This is a genomic window from Hymenobacter taeanensis, assembly GCF_013137895.1.
Classification (GTDB): Bacteria; Bacteroidota; Bacteroidia; order Cytophagales; family Hymenobacteraceae; genus Hymenobacter; species Hymenobacter taeanensis.
Map to the genome: position 1 here is coordinate 3,541,915 of NZ_CP053538.1, position 23,211 is coordinate 3,565,125.

General features: G+C 55.9%; 17 protein-coding genes. 6 read left to right on the plus strand and 11 right to left on the minus strand.

The genetic code is table 11. From position 1 onward, the window contains the following. The first annotated feature begins 114 nt into the window (after positions 1–114). From HMJ29_RS20495 to HMJ29_RS14950, 3 genes are all read left to right on the plus strand, one after another. Positions 115–771 carry a type II toxin-antitoxin system death-on-curing family toxin gene (locus HMJ29_RS20495; RefSeq protein WP_253805647.1) on the plus strand — a complete coding sequence of 219 codons (657 nt, stop codon included), beginning with the start codon at positions 115–117 and terminating at the stop codon, positions 769–771. Continuing rightward, a complete protein-coding gene (locus HMJ29_RS20500; RefSeq protein WP_244679205.1) occupies positions 759–923 on the plus strand; it encodes a hypothetical protein in 165 nt (54 codons plus the stop codon). Before HMJ29_RS20495 ends, HMJ29_RS20500 begins: the two co-directional genes overlap by 13 nt. Before the next feature lie 130 nt (positions 924–1,053). Beyond that, positions 1,054–4,503 carry a pyruvate carboxylase gene (locus HMJ29_RS14950; protein WP_171592242.1) on the plus strand — a complete coding sequence of 1,150 codons (3,450 nt, stop codon included), beginning with the start codon at positions 1,054–1,056 and terminating at the stop codon, positions 4,501–4,503. Positions 4,504–4,567: 64 nt separating this feature from the next. Here the strand turns inward: HMJ29_RS14950 and HMJ29_RS14955 are convergent, their stop codons facing one another. Then, entirely contained in the window at positions 4,568–5,023 is a 456-nt protein-coding gene (locus HMJ29_RS14955; protein ID WP_171592243.1) for an META domain-containing protein, read from the minus strand. A gap of 107 nt (positions 5,024–5,130) precedes the next feature. Here HMJ29_RS14955 and HMJ29_RS14960 point away from each other — a divergent pair, with 107 nt between their 5' ends. Beyond that, a complete protein-coding gene (locus tag HMJ29_RS14960) occupies positions 5,131–6,465 on the plus strand; it encodes a M20/M25/M40 family metallo-hydrolase (protein ID WP_171592244.1) in 1,335 nt (444 codons plus the stop codon). A gap of 86 nt (positions 6,466–6,551) precedes the next feature. On the opposite strand, the gene HMJ29_RS14965 is transcribed toward HMJ29_RS14960, so the two are convergent. The 10 genes from HMJ29_RS14965 to HMJ29_RS15010 all read right to left on the minus strand — a co-directional run bounded on the left by HMJ29_RS14965 (position 6,552) and on the right by HMJ29_RS15010 (position 21,254). Further along, positions 6,552–7,406, minus strand: coding sequence for a transporter (locus tag HMJ29_RS14965; RefSeq protein ID WP_171592245.1), 855 nt, complete (start codon positions 7,404–7,406; stop codon positions 6,552–6,554). Between the two features lie 191 nt (positions 7,407–7,597). After that, the gene (locus HMJ29_RS14970; RefSeq protein WP_171592246.1) at positions 7,598–10,069 is read right to left on the minus strand and encodes a M1 family metallopeptidase; all 2,472 of its coding nucleotides are present in this window, start codon (positions 10,067–10,069) and stop codon (positions 7,598–7,600) included. Positions 10,070–10,287: 218 nt separating this feature from the next. After that, positions 10,288–11,181 carry a DUF5996 family protein gene (locus HMJ29_RS14975; RefSeq protein ID WP_171592247.1) on the minus strand — a complete coding sequence of 298 codons (894 nt, stop codon included), beginning with the start codon at positions 11,179–11,181 and terminating at the stop codon, positions 10,288–10,290. Between the two features lie 160 nt (positions 11,182–11,341). Then, complete coding sequence (locus HMJ29_RS14980) at positions 11,342–14,500, minus strand: efflux RND transporter permease subunit (protein WP_171592248.1); 3,159 nt, start codon at positions 14,498–14,500, stop codon at positions 11,342–11,344. Between the two features lie 142 nt (positions 14,501–14,642). Further along, a complete protein-coding gene (locus HMJ29_RS14985) occupies positions 14,643–15,797 on the minus strand; it encodes an efflux RND transporter periplasmic adaptor subunit (protein WP_244679201.1) in 1,155 nt (384 codons plus the stop codon). 2 nt (positions 15,798–15,799) lie between these two features. Beyond that, positions 15,800–17,080, minus strand: a complete 1,281-nt coding sequence (locus HMJ29_RS14990; protein ID WP_171592249.1) for a TolC family protein — start codon at positions 17,078–17,080, stop codon at positions 15,800–15,802. A 303-nt stretch (positions 17,081–17,383) separates the two neighbouring features. Continuing rightward, positions 17,384–18,484 (minus strand): efflux RND transporter periplasmic adaptor subunit, encoded by a 1,101-nt coding sequence (locus HMJ29_RS14995; protein ID WP_171592250.1) that lies wholly within the window; start codon positions 18,482–18,484, stop codon positions 17,384–17,386. A 127-nt stretch (positions 18,485–18,611) separates the two neighbouring features. Then, on the minus strand, positions 18,612–19,967 hold the full coding sequence (locus tag HMJ29_RS15000) for a sensor histidine kinase (RefSeq protein WP_171592251.1): 1,356 nt from the start codon (positions 19,965–19,967) through the stop codon (positions 18,612–18,614). Between the two features lie 130 nt (positions 19,968–20,097). Then, positions 20,098–20,778, minus strand: a complete 681-nt coding sequence (locus HMJ29_RS15005) for a response regulator (RefSeq protein WP_171592252.1) — start codon at positions 20,776–20,778, stop codon at positions 20,098–20,100. A gap of 137 nt (positions 20,779–20,915) precedes the next feature. After that, positions 20,916–21,254, minus strand: coding sequence for a tetratricopeptide repeat protein (locus HMJ29_RS15010; RefSeq protein ID WP_171592253.1), 339 nt, complete (start codon positions 21,252–21,254; stop codon positions 20,916–20,918). Positions 21,255–21,327: 73 nt separating this feature from the next. Between HMJ29_RS15010 and HMJ29_RS15015 the strand changes: the two genes are divergently transcribed. Further along, positions 21,328–22,068, plus strand: coding sequence for an electron transfer flavoprotein subunit beta/FixA family protein (locus HMJ29_RS15015; RefSeq protein ID WP_171592254.1), 741 nt, complete (start codon positions 21,328–21,330; stop codon positions 22,066–22,068). 121 nt (positions 22,069–22,189) lie between these two features. Beyond that, positions 22,190–23,167 carry an electron transfer flavoprotein subunit alpha/FixB family protein gene (locus tag HMJ29_RS15020; RefSeq protein WP_171592255.1) on the plus strand — a complete coding sequence of 326 codons (978 nt, stop codon included), beginning with the start codon at positions 22,190–22,192 and terminating at the stop codon, positions 23,165–23,167. The last annotated feature ends 44 nt before the right edge of the window (positions 23,168–23,211 follow it).

A 23,211-nucleotide genomic window follows, 5' to 3' on the forward strand; every position in this document is an offset into this window, starting at 1 on the left:
CATGTGCGCAATATCTTTCAAACAGATGAACTAGCTGAGGCAGAATGCGTTCGAAACGCTGCAGCATTCCCATCTTCCTCGGCAAAACATACTGCAAAGACTTCTATGCAAAAAATGCATAGAAGTCCGGCGCTGGATTCTTCAGAAAAGAAGGATGGTCGTCCGGCGGACTACTACAACCTCGACGTAATTATTTCTGTCGGATATCGAGTCAACTCTAAAAAGGGCACTCAGTTCCGGCAATGGGCCACGCAAGTAATGCGACAGTACCTAGTACAGGGCTATGCGCTAAATGAGAAGCGCCTGCGTGAAGACACCCGCCAACTGACGGAGCTAAAGCGACTCTTGCGCCTGCAGGGGGAAATATTGGAAAGCCAAGAGCTGACGCCTGACCAAACGACAGCCCTGCTGCGAGTGCTCAGCGACTATGCCCGGGCCCTTGATGTGCTGGATCAATACGACCATCAGCGCCTGCGCATCACGGGTACTTCACCCGACACAACCTTTGAGCTAACTCACGAAGCGGCTATGCAAGCTGTGGATGGGCTGCGGCAGCAGTTTGGCGGCAGTGTGCTGTTCGGGCGAGAGAAAGACGAGTCGTTTCAAAGCTCAGTACGCACTATTTACCAGAGTTTTGACGGTGAAGAATTGTACCCAAGTGTGGAGGAGAAAACGGCCAATCTGCTCTACTTCGTAGTGAAGAATCATTCCTTCTCTGATGGTAATAAGCGCATTGCCGCCTTCCTGTTCGTGTGGTTTTGTGGTTTATAGATAAGAACAACTGCCTGTACAAACCTGATGGCTCGCGCCGACTAGCCGATAATGCGCGGGTGGCCCTTACCCTCATGATTGTTGAGAGTAAACCCACTGATAAAGACGTAATGGTAACGCTAGTAGTAAACCTAATCAACCAGGAAAACTAAGGGTATATGTGACACATAAAACAGATCTAATATCGCGAAAAAATAAGTTTCAGCTAAAATTCGCTAACTCTGTAGCTCCCTTTGCGTAGTTTGCATCACCTCCCTACTTCCTTAAACTCTGCTGTTTCGTATGAACATCCGTAAGCTGCTAGTCGCCAACCGGGGCGAGATTGCCATTCGTGTACTTCGGGCTGCCACTGAGTTAGGCATTACTACCGTGGCCATCTACACCTACGAGGACCGCTACTCCCTTCACCGCTATAAAGCCGATGAGGCCTACCAGATCGGTCGGGATGATGACCCGCTCAAGCCGTACCTCGATATCGAAGGCATCATCCGGATGGCGAAGGAAAACGGCGTGGATGCTATTCACCCTGGCTATGGCTTCTTGAGCGAAAATGCCACGCTGGCTCGCCGCTGCCGTGAAGAGGGTATCATCTTCGTAGGGCCACGCCCCGAGGTGATGGAAGCCTTGGGCGACAAAGTAGCGGCCAAGCGGGTGGCAGTGCAGTGCCAGGTGCCTATCATCGAAAGCAGCGAAGCCGACCTGACCGATATCGACGTAGCCCTGACGGAGGCTCACCGCATTGGCTACCCCGTAATGCTCAAAGCGGCTTCCGGCGGCGGTGGCCGGGGCATGCGCGTAATCCGCGACGATGAGCAGCTGGAAAGGGGCTTTTTCGAGGCTCGCAACGAGGCCCTGAAGGCTTTCGGCGACGATACCGTGTTTCTGGAGAAGTTTGTGGAGCAGCCCAAGCACATTGAAGTGCAGCTAGTGGCCGACAACCATGGTGGCCTGGTGCACCTCTACGAGCGCGACTGCTCCGTGCAGCGCCGCTACCAGAAAGTGGTGGAAGTAGCTCCCTCACTCAACCTGCCCGACCACATGCGCCACCTGCTCTATGAGTATGCGTTGCGCCTGGGCCGGGCCGTGAACTACAACAACGTGGGTACCGTGGAATTCCTCGTCAACCCTGAGCAAGACCGCATTTACTTCATTGAGGTAAATCCGCGCATTCAGGTAGAGCACACGGTTACGGAGATGATTACGGGCATTGACCTGATCAAAACCCAGATTCATATTGCCGATGGCCGCCAGCTGACTGATCCTGAGATAGGACTGGGGCCTGATGTGAAGCCCATGAAAACGGGGGTGGCCATTCAGTGTCGCATCACCACCGAGGACCCCGAGAACGACTTCAAGCCCGATTACGGGACCATTACGGCTTACCGCTCGGCGGGCGGCTTCGGTATTCGTCTTGACCAGGGCTCCGTGTACACGGGCGTAAAAGTGTCGCCTTTCTTTGATTCCTTATTGGTGAAGGTGTCGGCTCACGCGCCCACGCTGGCGGGTGCCGCCCAAAAGATGGCCCGGACGCTGGATGAGTTTCGGGTGCGCGGGGTGCACACCAACATTCAGTTTCTGCAAAACATCATTGCCCACCCCATTTTTGCGGAGGGGGAAGCCAATGTGGACTTCATCAAAGACCACCCCGAGCTCTTTAAGTTTAAGGCCCGCCAGGACCGCGCAACCAAGGTGCTCAGCTTCCTTGGCGACGTGATTGTGAACGGCAACCCCGACGTGAAAGGGCACGTGGACTCCAAGCGCGAGCTGCGCAAGCCCCGCCTGCCCCAATACGACCCCGGCGCCGCCTACACGCCTGGTACTAAAGACAAGCTCACTGAGCTGGGCCCCGATGAGTTTGCCAAGTGGCTGCGGGCCGATAACGCCATTCATTACACTGACACCACCCTGCGCGATGCCCACCAAAGCCTGCTGGCCACGCGCATGCGCACCTTCGATATGCTGAAGGTAGCCGAGCGCTACGCCAAGCAGCACCCTCAAACCTTCTCGCTGGAGTGCTGGGGCGGTGCCACCTTTGATGTGGCCCTGCGCTTCCTGCACGAAGATCCCTGGGACCGGTTGGCCAAGCTGCGCAAAGCGGTGCCGAATATCCTGCTCCAGATGCTCATCCGTGGGGCCAACGGCGTGGGCTACAAAGCGTACCCCGATAACCTCACCGAGCGTTTTGTGCAGCAGGCCGCCGAAACTGGTATTGATGTGTTCCGCATCTTCGACTCTCTGAACTGGATGCCGGGCATGGAATCGTGCATCAATTTTGTGCGCACCAAAACCGACCGGCTCGCGGAGGCCAGCATTTGCTACACCGGCGACATTCTCAACCCCAAGCGTAACCGCAAGTACTCCCTGGAGTACTACCTGCGCCTGGCCAAGCAAATTGAAGACGCGGGAGCTCACATCCTCTGTATTAAGGACATGGCTGGCTTGCTGAAGCCCTACGCCGCCCAGGAGCTCATTACGGCCTTGCGCGACACGGTAGCTATGCCCATTCACCTGCACACCCACGACACCAGCAGCCTACAGGCTGCTACCTACCTGAAGGCCGTTGAGGCCGGGGTTGATGTAATTGACGTGGCGCTAGGCAGCCTCTCGGGGCTTACCTCACAACCCAACTTCAACAGCATTGTGGAGATGCTGCGGGGCCAGCCACGCCACCGCGAGTACGACCAGTACTCCCTCAACGAATTCTCCAATTATTGGGAAACCGTGCGCGAGTACTATTACCCGTTTGAGTCGGATCTCAAGGCCGGTACCTCAGAAGTATTCCAGCACGAGATTCCTGGGGGGCAGTACTCTAACCTGCGGCCCCAGGCGGCAGCGTTAGGCCTCTTGGATAAGTTTGAAACCATCAAGACTACGTTTGCTGATGTAAACCAACTCTTCGGCGACATTGTGAAGGTAACGCCCTCCTCGAAAGTGGTGGGTGATATGGCTCTGTTCCTGGTTTCCAATAATCTAACCACCGCCGACGTGCTGGAGAAAGGCCCGAGCCTGAACTTCCCAGAGTCGGTGCGGGAGTTGTTTCGCGGCGACATAGGGCAGCCGGAAGGAGGGTGGCCTAGTGAGGTGCAGAAAGCCATTCTGAAAGATGAGCAGCCCTTCACTGACCGCCCCAACGAGCACCTGGCCCCCATTGATTTTGAGGCAGAGTGGAAGAAATTTGAGGAGAAGTTCGGTACCCGCAGCAAATTCACCGATCTGCTTTCCTGGCTGCTCTACCCCAAAGTATTTGAGCAGTATTGGGCGCACCTGCAGCAATATGGTGAGGTGAGTATCATTCCTACCCGCGTGTTTTACTATGGCCTAGAGCCGGGTGAGGAAACCATCATTGATATTGCCAAGGGCAAGAGTATCATCGTAGGCCTGCAGTCTATTGGGCCGGTAAACGAGGATGGCAACCGCACCATTTTCTTTAACCTCAACGGCCAGACCCGCAACGTAGAAATCCGCGACAACAGCGTGGAAGTTGTGCGCGTGCACAATGCCAAAGTTGATAAGGCTAACCCTAAGCAGATTGGGGCGCCGCTACAGGGCATGCTCTCCCGCGTGCTGGTGAAAGATGGTGAAGAAGTAAAGCGCAATGCGCCTCTCTTCATTATTGAAGCCATGAAAATGGAAACCACCATTACCGCCAACGAAGATACCGTGGTGAAAGGCCTGCACCTGGGTGAAGGCACTCTGGTTAATTCCGATGACTTGGTCCTGACACTGGCCTAAGCTCTCCGTGAAAGTGGCCTAGGCCAGTAATAAGGGCGTTTCCTGTTCAAGGAAACGCCCTTTTTTATTTGCGGGCCAAGAACACGGCCAGCGGGGCCACAGTAGCTTCACTGTACAAGCGCAGGGTGTCGCCGCTGATGCGGTAGGAGCGGGTGCTGCCTAACACTTGCAGGAAACGGTTTTCCAGGGCCAGTTCGGGGCAGGCCATTTTGGTAGAAAGTAGAGGGCCAAACTGCAGCTTGCCTTCCATAGGGAGTTGGAACGAACCCCGAAACCGGTTACAGCCGCCCTGTCCTTCGGCCTGGGTTTCCGTGGCACTAAGCTGCACGTACATTTCCCGCTCAGGAGTAGTGGTTACCGGCTGAGCCTCCAGCCGGTAGAGTATCCAGCGGGTGGTGTGCAGGGTAGCGGGCGGGGGCGGCGCGGGAGTAAAAGTTGTCGGAGTGAGCTTCGACTGACAGCCTGCCAGTAATAAGCTGAGAATGAGCGAGCTGGTGCGTAACCGACGGAATAGGAGCATAAGGCAGACGAGTAAGGAGTAGCAAAAATGCGAAACCGTTCTAAAAAATGAAGCCGGAAGCACTTGCTGCACTAGTTTAGAATAGGACAAAATGGCTACATTCGGCCATGAAAACCTTTCTTTTTATCTCCCTTTTATTCTATTGTACGCAAATCGCGCTAGGGCAGAGAAAAACTGTTACTGTTCCCGCTCCGGGAGTGGCCCCGGCCACCGTTGAGCGGGTACTACGCGCCCTGGCCGCCGATGATATGCAGGGAAGAGCTTCTGGGAAACCCGGAGCCCAAAAAGCAGCCGATTTTCTGGTCAGTGAGTTTCAGCGCATAGGCCTAGAGCCGTTGCCGGGTTTAGCAGGCTTTGCGCAATCGTTTCCGACGTATGAGGTGCGCACGGCCGCGGCCTTTGTGAACATAAACGGCGCCAACGTGACCCCCGATAAGGTACTGCTGGTTTCTGGTCAGCCTCACTTAAACTGGACCGACTCTGATGAGCCAGTTCCCCGCATTGTAACGGTAGCGGCCGGAGCTAACCTGATGCGGGAAGTACGGCCCTTGTTAGACCCACGCGAGAACAGTATTGTATTTATTGACCCAAGCCAGGCCACTGCATTCAATCGGCTGGCAGGTTACGTGAAGCGGGGCAACTTACGGGTTGATAAACCAGCTGAATTCACTACCCTGATGGTACTGGGAACCCCACCGCCGGCCCCCGTTAAATTTCGGGTAGCCGCAACCACCACCATCCGGACGGTGGAACTGCGCAACGTGGTAGGTATTCTGCCCGGTAAAGATGCCAGTCTTGCAGCCGAGCAAGTAGTGTTTAGTGGCCACTACGACCACTTAGGCATAATTCCGGCGGTGCAAGGCGATTCTATTGCCAACGGAGCCGACGATGACGCCAGCGGCACTACCGCCGTGGTAGCCCTGGCTGAGTATTTTAAGAAAAAGGCCGATAATGCCCGCACCCTAATGTTTGTGGCTTTTGCCGCCGAGGAAATTGGAGGCTTTGGGGCTCGTTATTTTTCGCAGCAGCTTGACCCTAAGCAGGTAGTGGCCATGTTCAACATTGAGATGATTGGCAAGCAAGCCAAGTTTGGTCCTAACACGGCCTTCATTACCGGCTTCGATAAATCTGACTTCGGAAAGCTGCTACAGGAAAATACCAAAGGAGCCGTCTTCCGTTTTGAAGCCGACCCGTATCCCGAGCAAAACCTGTTCTACCGGTCTGATAACGCTACGCTGGCCCGTCTGGGAGTACCGGCCCACACCATCAGCACCGACCAAATCCCGACGGATAAGCTCTACCACAGCGTAAATGATGAGGTAGAATCACTGGATTTAGCCAATATGACGGCGGTTATATCGGCCATCGGGCGTAGCGCCGCAGGTATTATTGCCGGCAAGCAAACCCCCACCCGCATTGCCCCCGAGCAAGTAAAGCAGTAGCCTGCACTCTGCTGCCACAACAAGGCCCTAGGCCACTCTGCACATCAGCACAGAGTAGCCTAGGGCCTTGTTATAACTAAGTAGCTCTACTTGCCGAAACGGGCGCTAAGTCCGCCCCCAATAGTAAACCCACCGGCGGCACCCGTTAGGCCGTGGCCCGCCGTAACATCAACGCGCAGGCCCGGAATAGGGCGCCAGTATACGCCAGAGGTTACGCCCGGTAGCCAGCCCTGTTGGCGCTGCCAGGTGGCATAGGTTTCCGCAAAGAAGCCTACATGGTTGGAGGCTGTAAGCGGACCATTAAGCGCCAATGTAGTCAGGTATTGACCTTGCTTGGTGCCCTCGGCCTTAAAGCCGCGCTGCCGGAACCCGAAGTTGCCTTCCAGCCCAAAGCGTTGCCCGATCTGCTGCGACACCAGCAGGCGCCCACCGGGCTCATACTGCTTCTCCCCGAAGCTGGCATTGCCGTTGCGCAGATTCATATCCAGGAGCACTACTACCTGTGAGCGGCTGTTCTGCACCGTGGAGGCTAAAAATTTCGCACCCACGTTCAGCGGAGCAAAGCCTGCTGGGCCAGTGTAGGGCGCTGGGGCACCCTCGCCCGTAAGTGGCCTAGAGCCGCCAGGAGTGAGCAGGTAGTTCTGCGTGGCGCGTAGCTCAATGTGGTTAAAGAAGCCTACCCGTAGCGTACTTCCCCACGCAGAGCGGCCGGCGTAGCCTACACTGCTAGTGCGGTCGTAGCTGTTGAGGCCCGTTTCAAGCTGAAACTGGCCCGGGTAGAGCATATTCGTAGTAATGGTCTGACCCGGGCGGTCCGGGCGAATCAAGCGCACAAATGGCGACTCGCCATTATCCGACCGATAGTCAGTAGTCTGGGCCAGGGTGCGGGCCGGGCCGGCGAGCAAAAGCCCGGCGGCGGTCAGCAGGATGGTCATTCTCATGCCACCCCCGACACGCGACTGACCTTAAAAGTTCGATTTCAGGAGCAAGTTGAAACCTATGCACCTGAATATCGTAGGCGGGCGTTTATTGCTTCAGTAAGCCAAACGAGCTTGTAGAGACCAGTATAGCCACAAAAAAAGAGACCCAGCCAAGCCAGGTCTCTTTTGAATTGACAAGAAATACTAGCGGCCTATTGTGCCTGCTGAATAGCTTGCATGGCTTGCTGAACAATAGCTTGCTGGTCGGCGGACTTGCCTTTGCTCACCTCACTCAACAGGCCCAGCACTGGCTGATCGGCGCCGTACTTTTTGTAGTCGATGGCTAGCTTCTGGAGGCGCTCTGTGCCCTCACGCAACACGGTGGCGTCGTTTAAGCGCGTCATAACGCCCGCAATGCTTTCCATCATGTTAAACTTGCCCTGCACTCCGGCGGCGTCAAATCGGTCACGAATATAAGCCCAGTTGCTGGCATCGCCGTACTGCGCATATACACTGGATACGGCGTTGCTGATAGCACCGTGCGTATCATCCTGCAGGGCTTTGGCGCGGGCCAGGGCCGTAGCCGGTTGTACCCCAGCTAAGCCCCTCAGCGCCGCTCCTTGCACCGCATATGACTGGCTGTTAAGCGACTGGGTGAAGAGCTTGCTGTCTTTCTTCTCCTTCAGCTGGGCCAGTGCCAGCAGAATGGCCGCCTGGTTGTTGTTGTTTTTCTCCTGGGCCAACTGGCGGCGCAGTACCGGAGCAGCGGCCTTCTGCACGGCTTTGTCATCCAGCTTCAGCCCCGACAAAGCCGTGAGGCGTAGGCCAGTATACTTGTCGTTTAAAGCAGAAACTAGCAGAGCGCGGGCCGCGGCATCCGTGGCGGGGCGGGCCGCGGCGGCAGCTACTGCCTCGCGGCGGTCAACGTAGCGAGGGGCATTCTTGTACTGATACACATAGTCCTCAAACGGCTTGTTATCCGTTTTTTGCCACAATAGCACCTTCTCTGCATCAGCATTAACGAGGCTAGGTTTGCTGGCTACTGGGAACCGCAGCGTTTCTGTGCGCTGGTGCAGCATTACGTTATGGCGCTCAGGCTTGCCGTTCACGTACAGATCTACGGCCAGCGGCAGCTGGAATACCTGGCCGGGCTGATTTTGCTTGATGATAACAGTCTGCTCTTTGCGGGCGGCATCCCAGGCGTAATCAATGGTAACTACTGGGTGGCCTGAGTTGAAGTACCACTGGTTAAAGAACCAGTTCAGGTCCTGGCCTGAAGTAGCTTCCAGCGCAAGGCGCAACTGGTGCGCCTCGCCGTTACCAAACTTATTGTCAGTGAGGTACTTTTTCAGGCCCGCGAAGAACACGTCGTCGCCGAGGTAGCTGCGCAGCATGTTCAGAATCTGACCGCCCTTCTGGTAGCTCACCAGGTCAAACATGTCTTCCTTGTCGGCATAGTGGAAGCGCACGAGGTTCTTCTGGGCGTCTTGAGGGCTACGCAAGTAGTTGCGCATGTATTGATAGGCGTGGGCATCGGCGGCATCCTGACCGTATTTATGCTCCGCCCACAGCGCCTCGCTGAAGTCAGCAAACGACTCATTTACCGTGAGGTTGCTCCAGCTTTCCGCCGTTACCAGGTCACCGAACCACTGGTGAAACAGCTCGTGAGCAATTACTGATTCGCCGCTGGCATACTCGGCATCGAGCAGCTCGCGGGCATCCTTCTGCAGGAACTCACCGTGCAGAGTAGCAGAAGTGTTTTCCATGGCCCCGCTCACGTAATCGCGCACCACAATCTGGGCATACTTATTCCAGGCGTAGTCTACTCCAAGGCGCTGGGAGAAAAACTCCAGCATCTCGGGCGTGTTGCCGAAAATCTGTTTGGCGAAGGGGGCATACTTGGGTTCTAGGTAGTAGCTCACTTCCTTGCCGCGCCAGGTGTCTTTGGCAATCTTGAAGTCGCCCACCGCCATCATAAACAGGTAGGGCGAGTGAGGGAGCTCCTGCTTCCAGGTATCGGTGCGGGTGCCGTCGTTGTTAGGCTTCTGCGAGTCGAGGCGCCCATTGCTGAGCGTAACATAGCGCGCAGGCACCGTCATGCTTATTTCGGCCGTTGTTTTCTGGTTAGGCTTATCGATGGTCGGGAACCAGGCAGAGGAGCTTTCCGTCTCGCCCTGGGTCCAGATCTGGCGGGGCTTACCCGCCACGGAGCTATCGGGATTGATAAAGTACAGGCCCTTGGCGTCGGTAATAGCCTGGCTACCCTTGGCTTTCAGCTCATCGGGCTTGGCCGTGTACTCAATATACACGGTGTACTGCTGGCCGGGGGGGTAGAGCTTATCCAGATGCACCAGCATCTGCTCTTGGTTATAGTCGAAGCGCAGGGTCTTGGCATCGTTGCCATTTACCATCGTCACCGACTTAATATCCATTCCCTTAGCATCGAGGCGCAGGGAATCGGTGGCGTAGGCCACGGGTTGCAGCGTAACCCACTCTCTGCCATAGAGGTAGCGCTTGGCATAGTCAAAGCGCACATCGAGCTTGGTATGCACCAGGGCATTGATTTTGCGGGCCGATTCGCGGTAGGGGAGCAGAGCAGCCGAGTCGGGGCGAGCGGCTGGGCTTTGGGCAAAGGCTGGGGCCGCACCCAGCAGGCCTAGGCCTAGCAGGAAAGCTTTGGTCATGTAAGGAATAGAATAGATTGGAGCTGCTAGTTGCAAACTTTTCAGCACAGATGCTGCGGTTTGCGCAAGAGTTTGCCTAGCAAGCGCTAGGTGCTTTCCTCACGTCGGCTTTTCTAGTTTCCCTGTTGAGTGGCCTAGCTGCTTTAGCTGGCACATAGGCGCAGATGCAAGCTACCGTGCTCATTGCTACCCAGCTGCCAAACAGGCTAAAACAGGGGCTACCGTTCCAATAATGCTCGGTCCCAGTGGCCTAACGTGGCGCCAGCATCGTAGGTGCTTTGCAGGAACTGGCGCAGGTGCTCGGCTGGGTCCGGCACCCGCCGAACGGCCTCGTAGGGTAGCAGGAATTCGCCTAGCTCCGCGTTGTAGTAAGCCTCAGCAGGCTGCACCGACGCCTCCGCGAAGCCCGCAGGGGGTGGGGCAGAGTAGGCGTAGAAGGCGGCCTCCTGCCCATTGCCGCCCGGCCAGAAGCCATGACTGATAACCTCGTGCGAATAGGCCTCTACGGTAATAGAGTCGGCGCCCTCGCGGGGTGGCGCCAGGCGCCCTGAGAAACGCGTAACGGCCAGATCGAAGCTGCCCCAGAAAAAATGCACGGGGCTACACTTGCCAATGAATTGCCCCCGGAACGATTCCAGCACCGGCGCAATCAGGGTGAGGCTGCGCCAGAACCGCTGCGCGGCGGCGGGGTCGTAGCTGGCGTGCTGCTCATCCTCGGCAAAGGGAATGGGGTGTTCGAGCTCCACCGGCACCGGCCAGATCTTCACGCTGATGCCCAACTGGCCTAGCAGCGCCATCACTTCGCGGTAGAAGGCTGCCACAGAGCGCGGCACCAGGCCTAGCCGCCGTTCGGCCCCGTCGCTGCAGCTGATGATGAGCTGGTGGTTAATGAAGTCAAAATCAATCTGAAAATTGCGCTCCGCATACGGCATGGCCGACGTGGTCAGGCCCCGGGCCGTTACGTAGAGCGGCACGTTCCACCAGTGGTTTACCAGTGGTGTTTGGGCCAGCCGGATCTTGCCCACAATCTGCGTCCACATATGCAGGGTAACCATGGTATCGGCCCATTCAGAAGCGGGCAGGGCTGGCCAGAATGTAGGTTGCTGGGACATGAAATGAGGCAGTTGCAGTTAAAGGATAATCTTGGTTAAGATACTTATAAGCATCCGCTTGCCGGGTATTGATAAGCCAGATAGCTTTCAGGTAGGCCTGTCAGCTTCGCGTTTATAAAGCAAAAAGCCCAGCCAGTTGGCCAGACTTTTTGCTTAGATATTAGTGTACAAGCATATGCTGCTGCTCGGGGTGTAGAGCCGGATCGTCGCCGTAGTGGGTGTGCTGGGCGCGATAGGTTCGCTCGAAGATCAGGGGAAAGATAAACAGCGTCAGGATGGTGCCCGTTATCAGGCCCCCAATCACCACAATGGCAAGTGGCTTAGAGGTTTCTGAGCCAATGCCAGTGCTCATGGCAGCAGGCATCAGACCAATGGTAGCCATCAGGGCCGTCATCACCACGGGGCGCACCCGGCTTGTCACGCCATCGGCAATGCTGCGGTCGAGGTTCATCTTCCGGAGCATGTTTTGCTTGAACACTGAAATCAGGATTACCCCATTCTGGATGCAGATACCGAATAGCGCAATAAAGCCGATGCCAGCCGAGATGCTGAAGTTGGTGTGAGTGATGAGCAGCGCCGCAATGCCCCCGATAATGGCAAACGGCACATTGAGCAGCACCAGGCCCGCATCCTTCAGGTTGCCAAACAATATGAACAGAATGAAGAAAATAAGAGCCAGCGAAACCGGCACTACCTGGCCCAGACGCTGAGTAGCGCGGCGCTGGTTTTCAAAGTCGCCAGTCCATTTCATGGTATAGCCCTTGGGCAGGCTCACCACCTGGTTTACCTTTTTTTGAGCTTCCTCAATGGTGCTGCCCATATCGCGGCCCCTAATGGAGAACTTCACGGCAGAGAAGCGCTGGTTATCGTCGCGGTAGATAAGTGAGGGGCCATTTACTTCCCCAATGGTCGCAATTTCGGAGAGCGGAATGGTTTTGCCGTTCTGGGTGGGCACCATTAGGGCCGCAATTTCCTGGGGGCTCTGGCGGAACTGCTCCTGGTAGCGCACCCGGATGGGGAACTTCCGCTCGCCCTCGTACATCTGTGAGGCCTGCTTACCGCCCACAGCCATTTCGAGTACGGCGTTGGCGTCGGCTTTGCTTACCCCGTAGCTGGCCATGCGGCCTTCATCAAGCTCTACGTGCAGCTCAGGCTGGCCAATGTTGCGCAGCACGCCCAGGTCATCAATGCCTTTAATGTTCTTCAGAACACCGTATACCTGGCGGCCCTTTTCTTCCATCAGCTTCAAATCGGTGCCGTAAATTTTTACGGCAATAGAGCCCTTTACGCCCGAGGCAGCTTCTTCCACGTTGTCGGTGATGGGCTGCGAGAAGTTGAAGTCTACACCGGGGAAGCGGTTGAGCTGCTCCTTCATATGGGCAATCAGGGCTTCGCGCTTATCCTGGTGTTTCATCTCAGCTTCCACCTCCGGGGTGTGCTTGAGCTGCACCAGAAACTCGTTGTTGTAGAAGCCCGTGGGGTCGGTGCCATCATTGGGGCGGCCGGTTTGGCTGACCACGTCACCTACCTCAGGAAACGACAAAAACACGCGGCGCATTTCATTGCACAGCTTGTTGCTCTCTTCTAGGGAAATGCTCAGCGGCAACTGCGCCCGCACATAGATGGAACCTTCATTCAGCTCAGGCAAAAACTCTGAGCCCAGGAAGTGGAAGCAACCCAGGCCCAGCACTACGGCCACCGCGGCTACCAGCAAGCTGGCAGTTTTGCGGGCGTAGGTGAAGGCGAAGAAACGCTGCGCGCCCCGGTTGATGCCGCGCACAAAGAAGTTATCCTTCTCTACCACGTTCTTTTTCAGCAGTAGTGAGGTGAGTACGGGCACCAGCGTGAGCGTGAAAATTAGGGCGCCCAGCAGGGCAAAGCCCAGCGTCCAGGCCAGGGGGGAGAATACTTTGCCCTCTACTTTCTCGAAAGAGAAAATGGGCAGCAGCGCCGTAATGATGATGGCCTTGGAGAAGAAGATAGCCTTACCCATGTCGCGGCCGGTCTTCTTGATGAGGCCTAGCTTAGCCAGCTTGTTGAAGCGCTCCATGCCCGTTTTATGGGCCTTATGGTCGAGGGCAACAAACAGGCCTTCCACCATCACCACGGCCCCATCAATGATAATACCGAAGTCAATGGCGCCCATGCTCAGCAGGTTGGCCGACATGCCCTTTAGCCGCAGGCAGATGAAAGCAAACAGCAGTGCCAGCGGAATAATAACCGACACGATAATGGTGGTGCGCCAGTCGGCCATGAACACGAACACAATAACCGTTACCAGCACAATGCCTTCCAGCAGGTTATGGATTACCGTTTCGGTGGAGAAGTCAATGAGCTGCTGCCGGTCGTAGAAGGTCTGGATCTTGACATCAGACGGCAGAATTTTCTCGTTCAGATCAGCCACCTTATCCTTCAGGCGGGCAATAACCTCTGAGGGGTTTTCGCCTTTTCGCATCACCACAATGCCTTCCAGCACGTCGTCGTGCAGGCCCCGGCCCACGCGGCCCAGCCGCGGCAGCGCCGACTCGTGCACAATAGCCACATCCTTTACCAGAATGGGTGCTCCGTTCACGTTTTTAATGACGGTGTTATTGAGGTCGGAGATATTGTTCAGAAGGCCAATGCCCCGCACCACATAGTTCTGCTGGCCCTGGTTTATTACGTCGCCGCCCACGTTGATGTTGGAGCGCTGAATGGCATTGTAGAGGTCCAGGGGAGTAAGGCCCAGGTCCTGTAGCTTGCTGGGGTTCACGCTGATTTCGTAGTCCTTTACCTCACCACCGAAGCTGTTAACATCGGCCACGCCGGGCACGGCTTTCAGGTTACGCTCTACTACCCAGTCTTGCAGCGTTTTCAGCTCGCGGGTAGTCTTGTTCTTGCTTTTGAGCGTGTACCGGAAGATTTCACCGGTTGGGCCGTAAGGCGGCTGCACATCCGGGTCAGCACCCTCGGGCAGGTCGGCCTGGGAGAGCAAATTGTTGACCTGCACGCGCGCAAAGGCATCATCCACGCCATCGTCAAAAATCACCTTCACCACCGACAGCCCAAATAGGGTTGTGGAGCGGATGCTCGTTTTCTTTTGCACCGGGTTGAGGGCAATTTCAATCGGCGCCGTTACAAACTTCTCAATCTCCTCGGCTGAGCGACCAGGCCACTGCGTAATAATGGTGATTTCGGTGTTCGTTACGTCCGGGAAGGCCTCGATAGGCGTGTTCCGGTAGCTCATAACCCCCGCAATAATGGTCAGGAGGGTCATCAGGAACACGAAGCCCCGGTTTTTGAGCGAAAAGGCAATGATGCCCTGAATGAATTTATTCATGGTTAGGGTCTTGGAATCTTAAGGACTTAGAGTCTTGGTTGTGGGGCGGGAGGTAATGCCCCGCAGTATGCAGGGTTGTTGCTCCCGTGGGCAATGGAGCCAGGCTGAGCCGGATGAACCGCGTCCAAGGCCCAAGACACCGTTAATCGTTCAACTCGTCGTAGACCAGCAGTTGGTTTTGGGCAATTACCTGTTCGCCATCTTTCAGGCCAGACTGCACGTAGCTGACGTCGCCCACAGTTTTGGCAATTTGCACTTCGCGGGTTTCCACGTGGTGGCGGTCTTTGAACACCAGCACGAAGTTGCGGTCTTTATCAAACACCACGCACTTGGCAGGCACAGCCAGCATTTTATTGCTTTCAGTATTTTCCACCTTAATCTGGGCGTACATCTCGGGTTTGAGCAGATAACCAGGATTACTGAGGCGCACCCGCACTTTCATCACCTTGCTCTCCGGATCAAGCACGTTAAATACTTTATCAATGCGGCCCGTGAAGTGCTTATCAGGGTAGGAGAGGGTAGTGACATCGGCCGCGTACCCTTCCTGCACCTTGGCAATGTCCGACTCGAACACGTTGGCCATAATCCAGACGTCGTCGAGGTTGCTGACCGTGAAAAGGTTGCCCACGTTATCAGCGTTGAACTGCATGTGGTCGGTTACATTTTTCTCGGTGATAAAGCCTGAAATGGGGGCCCGGAGCGTATAGGTGCCATCCGCCGATACGCCGTACACGCTGAGCTGCTTGCGGCTCTTGCCCACGTTGCCCTGCGCTTTGCGCAGCTCCTGGCGGGCCAGGCTTACATCGCGCTCTGAGGCTAGGCCTGCCGCGTACTGATCTTCCAGCACCGCGAGATTTTTGCGAGCAATGTCGAAGTCGGTGCCGGCGCTGTTGCTCTGGTTTTGCAGGTCGGCAATCTCGCCGCTTTTAATCACGGCCAAGACCTGGCCTTTGGTCACGTGGTCGCCCAGCTCCACGCTAAGCTGCTCCACTACGCCACCCACCAGCGGGTACACTTTCACGGTCTTGTCGCCGTCAGAAGCAATCTGGCCGGAGAGTACCAACTCGTTGCGGACGGGAGTGGCATGCACCGTATCAATCTTCAACTCCCGCAGCATCTGGTCCGACATCGTGAAGCCGGCCTCCGCTTTCTGGGGGGCGTCGGCGTCTTCCGTTTTAGAGCAGCTCGTCAATCCCAGGGCGAGCGGTAGGGCCAGGGTAGTGGCCAGGGTGGCAAAGCGAGGCAGCATGACAGCAGAGAAATAGGTAGGGGAGGAGGTAGGAGAAATAGCGCGCATGGTTACTTGGCATTGAACACCGGGCGGCCCACGGCGTAGTTGAGTTGTTCAAAAGCCCGCACGCGGCTGGCCCGCAGGTTATTGAGCTGCACGAGGTTGTTCTTGTAGCTTTCATAGAAATCCAGGAACTCCACAATGGTGAGGTTGCGCTTGGCGTAGCTCTCATCAATGCCCTTCATGAGGCGGTCGAAGTCACCGGTTTCGCGGTCGGCGCTCTGAAAAAGCTGGTCGGTTTGGCGGGCCTGGCGCCAGGCTTCCTGCACATCGTTTTGCACAACCAACTGCTGCTGGCTGAGCTGCGCCTTACTGACCTCAATCTGGCTTTGAGCGGTCCGGATGTTGCCTTGGTTGCGGTTGAAAAGGGGCACGGCAATTCCCAGCGTTACGGCGTTGTAATTTTGGATATAGTTGCCGGCCCGATCATACACGTAGCCTACTGCCAGGTCGGGGGTAGCGAGTGCGCGTTGGTAGCGTAGGTTTAAGGTTTGCTGCTGCACAGTGGCCTGGCGCGCCATCAGGTCGGCGCGGTTCACCTGTGCAGAGTCTATGAGCTGCTCTTCGCTGCGGCCAGCTAGGCTTAGGCCTCTCAGGCGCTGCTCATCGGCGGTGACCACATAATACGTGCCGCTGGAGTCGCGCATTAAAATGCGTAAGTCGGCCTGCTCCGAGGCTATATCATTCAGCAGGGCTTGGCGCTCATTACGGAGCTGGAACAGAAAGGCTTTCAGGCGAATGACCTCCTTGAGCGCAATATTGCCTTTGTTATACTGGCCCTGGTAGAGGTTCACAGTTCGCTGAAAGCTGGCCACTTCCTTGTCATACACGCCCACGCTCTGCTGCTTGTAGTACAGATCGTAATAGGTGCTGCGGAGCTGATAGCGCAGGGTGCGCAGCAGGTCCTCAAAGTTGAACTGCTCCGCCAGTGCATTTTGCTGTGCTACGCCAGTAGCGGCCTTGCGCCGCCCCGCAATAGCAAAAAGCTGTTGTACCTGCACAATTGAGTTGCCGGTTTTGGTAACATCCAGCACCCGATGGGTTTGCGGATTGTAGGTGTTCTGCTCAATGGCAATAGTGGGGTTGTCCCAGAGCTTTGCCTGCAGAATCTGCGCTTCGGCCGCCGATACGTTATAGCGCTGGGCCAGCAGGTTCAGGTTGTTTTGGGTAAAGCGTTGCTCGGCCTCGGGTAAGGTGAGGCGCACGGTATCGGTGCTGGAGGGAGCAGCGAGGAGGGGAGAAGAGCCTAACAGCGAAAGCACTGTCAGTATCAAAAGAAAGCGTTGCATATCCTGGTTTCGATGTAGGGATATGCAAGTGTACTGTGGCAGTATTAGGCCCGAATTAGAGGTGAATTAGAAACAGATTAGAAAACCAAAATATTTTCAAAAGCGTCTTTTTGCGTTAATACACCGGTTTTTGCTTCTGCTATTGCAGTGTATTTGTCGCGTGCAGTCAGTTGCTGCAGCTCTCGCTGGCAGGTGGCCATAGCCCGGCAGACCCACTGGCAGGGTACGGGTATAGTGTACAGCACGCAGGGTTACTTGGGCCTTGGGCAGAAGCATGGCTCAAGCCAAGGGTAGCACCGTGCTCTAGTCGTTCAACTCTTTATATAAAAGCAGAGGGTTGCTGTTGATAACCCGCTCGCCGGGCGCTAGGCCACTGCTCAAAAAGCTAAGGCCCCCGCTGGCATGCTGTACTGCTACCGAGCGGGTTTCAACCTGCTGATTTTCTTGCAATACCAGGGCGTACCGCTTCCCATTGGCAAATACCAAACTAGCAGAGGGCACGGCAGGCAGCTGCTCAGCCGTGGTATGCTGTAAGCGCAGGCGGGCATACATTCCGGGCTTAAGCAGGTGGTGGGGGTTGGCAAGGCGCACTCGTACCTGCAGGGTCTTACTATCGGGGTTCAGCAGGTTAAAAACCCGGTCTACCTTGCCCGTAAATACTTGATTGGGGTAGCTTAGAGTACGTATTTCTACCGGTAGGCCAGTCTGCACTTTCTCTATGTCAGATTGAAACACATGAGCCATTACCCACACGTCGCTGAGGTCGGTGAGGGTAAACAAACTGCCCACCTGCTCCGGCGCAAACTGCATACCCTCGGTGGCATTTTTCTCCGTGATGATGCCCGCCTGAGGCGCACGCAGTATATACCGCCTATCCTCGGGGCCATACACTTCCAGTTGCCGTTGCAGGCGGGTAAGCTCACTCTGAGCCCTTTGCAGGGCTGCGCGGGCAATTGTCAGCTCCTGAGCAGAGGCTAGGCCATCATGGTGCAGACTGGTGGCGGCGGCCAATCGTTGCTGAGCCGTAGTCAAATCCACTTGGGCCTCCGTGCGCTGCTGGGCCAGCTCAGGCATGTGGGGGCTATGAATAATGGCCAGCACCTGCCCGCGCACTACCCGGTCGCCGAGGGCCACGGGCACGCGCTCAATTAGGCCTCCCACCAGTGGGAATACTTCGGTAGTGCGGTCAGCATTGGGTACCACCCGGCCCTCCAGGTGCAAATCGAACCGTAGAGGGGTCAGGCGTACGCTATCGGTATTAACCTGAGCCAGCACGGCGGCCGATAAACCAGGCGGCACTTCGGCTGGAACAAAAGTTGTGGGTTCTGCTGGTGAGCAACTGCTGAACAGGCCCAGGCTGAAGGGGAAAAACAGGAAATAGGGAAGGGGCAGAATACGGTTCATAAGGCGTAGGAGGTGTATCCTACAAGCTTACGGCCCGCATATTAGAGCCCGGTTAGAAATAAATTAGAAACTGATTAGAATACGCTAACACTGGTAAGTAGCTACCGGAATTTCAGTTTAACGGCATTTAAAAGCGTACTTCCGCTACGGTACCCTGGCCTAGCTGCGAGGTTATGTGCAATGAACCACCGTGCAGCTCTACAATGCGGCGGGCGAGGGGGAGGCCAACGCCGTGCCCTATAATACCACGAGCGTTGTCAGCTCGGAAAAAAGGCTGGAAAATCTGCGGGAGTTCTTTTTCTCCAATACCAATGCCCCGGTCCTGAATACGTAAGTAGCTGTGGCCGGCTCGGTAAGCAAACTCCACCTGCACGGGCTGCTCTGGCCCAGAGTATTTAAGCGCATTATCAAATAGATTAATAATGGCTCTGGTTAATAATTGGCGGTTGCCGTGTACTTCCAGAAGCTCCGACTGCTCTGGCAACTCCCCTAGCGTAATCTGCACGCGGCGGCGCTGAGCGGGCTCCACGGCTTCACGGGCTTCCCACAGCAACTCATCCAGCCGGATATTGTCGCCGGTGGCATTACCGGAGCTGGCTTGCGTTAGCTCCAACAGGTTATTTATTAACGACTTCATCTGCTGAAGCTCGTGCAGCACCGAGGCCAGACCTTCCCGATAATAGGCAGGGTCCCGGTCGCGGGTCAGCAGCACCTGCAACTCTCCAATGGTAGCCGTGAGGGGCGTGCGCAGCTCATGCGAGGCGTTGCTCACAAAAGTCCGTTGGGTTTCAAAGCCATCCTCCAGGCGCTCAAGCATCCGGTTGAAAGTGCGGGCCAGGCGCGTAAGCTCATCTTGCTCATTGCTGATGGCCTCGTTTACGCGCAGATGCAGGTCTTGGGCCGTAATGCGGTCTACCTGGTCGTTTACTGCGGCAATGGGAGCCAGGGCCCGCCCCGCAAAAACCCGCCCTGCTACGTAAATCACCACCAGGCTCAGCACAAATATGCCGAACAGAATGGTAGCCAGATACCTTAATCGGGCAGCACCCGAGTGGTTTTCGGCCGCGGCTACAATGATGTACTGCCCTTGGTTATCATTGTAAAAAAGGCCCACTGCCTGCCGCGGCCCCAGATCAAAGTACACTTCTTTCTCAGTCAGAATACGGGCCAGAATACGCGCTGGAATTTTGATGCGCCGGTCCTCTTCAATGAAGCGAGGCCGAAGCTGAGAATCATATATCTGCAGTACTTCTCCGGTAAGAGTGCGCAGGTAGCGGTGCTGAAAGGCCCGGAAGGCATCGGCCCGTAGTTCATCTTGCTCCAGAAACACGTAGCCCGTCACCTCGGCCCGGTCACGGAGGCGCTGGTGAAACTCCTCGTGGGTATAGTCGGCCTGCAGAATATACACCACCGACATGGCTGCCAGTAGAATGAAAGCCACCAAACCCAAAAATAGCCACGTCAGACGGTTGCGGATGGTCATGCGGACAGAGGGGACTAATAAAGTCGTGAACTTACTACAGACGTAGTCAGAGTAGTCTTGGCCGTTCTAGATGGGTGGTTGGTAGCTGGTATAGCCAACTTCACCATGGTACAATTACGGCTTCTTACTCCTACTCCTCCTGTACCCTAAGTACGTAGCCCATGCCCACTACCGTATGCAGCAGCTTCTGAGAGTAGCCTTTGTCTACCTTGTTGCGCAAGTAGTTCACGTACACGTCCACCACATTGGAGCCCGCATCAAATGAGTCTTCCCATACGTCGCTCGCAATTTCTGCCCGGCTCAGCACCCGCCCTGGGTGGCGCATAAAAAGCTCTAATAACCCAAATTCCCGGGCTGTAAGCTTAATCGGGTGCCCATCACGAATGACGGTCTTGGCGGCAGTGTCAAGGGTGAGGTCCTCGAAGGTGATAAGCGCGCTTTTCACCTGTTGGCCGTGGCGCCGGGTGAGGGCCCGCACTCGTGCCACCAGTTCGGGGAAGTCGAAGGGCTTCACGAGGTAGTCGTCGGCACCGCCCCCGAAGCCGTGTAGCTTATCCTGGGTGGTGCCAAGGGCCGTAAGCATGAGCACAGGGGTCTGCTGGTCGTGCTTGCGTAAGCCCTCCAGCACCTCTAGGCCACTGCGATAGGGAAGAATGACATCCAAAATGATCAACTCATAGGAGTGGGCCAGGGCCAGTTGCAAGCCAAAGCGGCCATCGTAAGCCACTTCCACCTCAAAGCCTTCTTCCTCTAAGCCGCGCTTGATAAATGCCGAAACTTTGGGTTCATCCTCAACAAGCAGGATCTTCATATGTGGGTAAAGGCAAAGATTATTTAACCCCGAGCACTAAGTTTATTTCGGGCCGAAAAAAAACGCAGGGTCACACCACCTGGCCATAGAGTGAGTGGTTACTACTTGGCAGCTTGTGTTAGTGGCTCCTAGGCCAGTTAGTCGTCTTCGTAATCTAGCCCCAGGCACTGGTTTAGGGCTTGCTGTAGCTCGCTGGCCGCGTGCATTTGCCCAGCCCGGCGCGCAGTAGAAAGGCCCAATCGGTAAACTTTTTCGGCTTCATCTGGCTTCTGTAAGTGCTCCAGCATCTTGCCGGCGTGGTAGTACGTACCCACGTAGTCCGGATGCTCGGCAAGCAGCCTATTATAGTACTCCATGGCCCTTTCTGGCTCCGTTTCGCGGTATTCCGTAGCAATGGCGTAGATGGTAAACGGGTCGTTGGGGTCGTCTTCCAGGAAGGCGAGCAGTTGTTGTAAGCGGCTTGGCTTGGTTTCCATCAGGTAGTATTTTCAGTATCTTCGCCCCAAATTTGGGACTTTCCCCTAGTTTCTCCACCACAAGCAGCCGTAGATGAAGTTTCTCGTTTGCATCAGCAACGTGCCCGACACGACCACTAAAATTGCCTTCACGCCCGATAATAAGGAGTTCAACAAGGCCGGCGTGCAATTCGTTATTAATCCCTGGGATGAGTATGCCCTCACTCGCGCCATTGAGCTAAAGGAAGCTCAAGGCGGCGGTACTGTTACGGTGCTGAACGTAGGTGAGGCCGATACCGAACCAAATATTCGCAAAGCGTTGGCCATTGGCGCCGACGACGCTATCCGCGTGAATGCTTTCCCTAAAGATGCTTTTTTCGTAGCGCAGCAGATTGCCAGCATCGCCAAAGATGGCGGCTATGACGTGATTCTGATGGGCAAGGAAAGCATTGATTATAATGGCTTCCAGGTACACGGCATGGTTGGCGAGCTGCTCGGTATCCCGACGGTTGCTCCCGCCATGAAGCTCGATATGAGCGGCAACACGGCCACGCTGGAGCGTGAGATTGAAGGCGGCAAAGAAATCGTGGAAGTGAATACGCCTTTCGTGGCTTCCTGCCAGCAGCCTATGTGCGAGCCCCGCATTCCCAACATGCGCGGCATCATGACGGCCCGCACCAAGCCCCTGAAAGTAGTAGAGCCCGTGGGCGATGCTCCTCGCACCGAAGTAGCCGCATACGCGTTGCCTCCCAAGAAGGAAGGCGTGAAGCTCATCCCCGCTGAAAATGCCGGCGAGCTGATTAAGCTCCTGCGCAACGAAGCGAAAGTAATCTAACTCAGAACTGAGATTCTGGAACTTAGAGCCTAGTCTGAAGTCCACCGTTCACTGGTGGCGCTCAGAGGCCATGGAAACGCTCCATCTAAGTTCTTAGCTCTGTACTCTAACCTCTCAGAAAATGTCTGTACTAGTTGTTGTTGAATGTGACGGCGGTGAGGTAAAGAAATCCTCATTGGAAGTGGCCTCTTATGGTAGCCAGGTAGCACAGCTGCTCGGCACCACCGCCACGGCCATTGCCGTAGGTGAAGCCACCGAAGCCAACCTGGCCCAGTTGGGCGAGCAAGGCATCACGAAGGTGCTGTATGACGCGGAGCCCCGCCTCAAGGACTTCGTGAACGGTGCCTATACCAAGCTGATTGCTGCCGCCGCGCAGCAGGAAGACTCTAAAGTTATTGTACTGGCTAACTCCAACATTGGCGCTGCCGTAGGCTCGCGCCTGTCAGTGCGGTTGCAGGCCAGCTTGGCTACCAACGTAGTAGAGCTGCCTAAGAACGACGGCGGCCAGTTTACGGTGAAGCGCGGCGCCTTCTCGGGCAAAGCTTTTGCTGATGTGGTGCTGAGCGGCGACCGGAAGATTCTGGCCGTGAAGAAGAACTCCATTGAGGCCCTGCACGAGGCTGGCAAAACCGCCCAGGTTGAGTCGTTCTCGGCTCAGCTCACGGATGCCGACTTTGCTGATGCGCCTAAGCAGGTAGTTATGCAGGAGCAGACCGGCGGCGTACTACTGCCCGAAGCCGACAAAGTAGTGTCTGGTGGCCGTGGTATGAAAGGCCCCGAAAACTGGAACCTCATTGAGGATCTGGCAAAGGCCCTGGGGGCCGCTACGGCTTGCTCCAAACCCGTTTCAGACGTTGACTGGCGCCCTCACCACGAGCACGTAGGCCAGACCGGCATTACCGTGTCGCCGAACCTATATATTGCCTGCGGTATCTCGGGGGCTATTCAGCACTTGGCCGGCGTAAACTCGTCGAAGGTTATCGTGGTAATCAACAAAGATCCGGAGGCCCCTTTCTTCAAAGCTGCTGATTACGGCATCGTAGGCGACGTTTTTGACGTATTGCCCAAACTAACCCAGGCCGTCAAGGAACTGGGCTAGGCCACTCTGATACCTCGAAATGGCTATTACTTCTCGAAAAACTC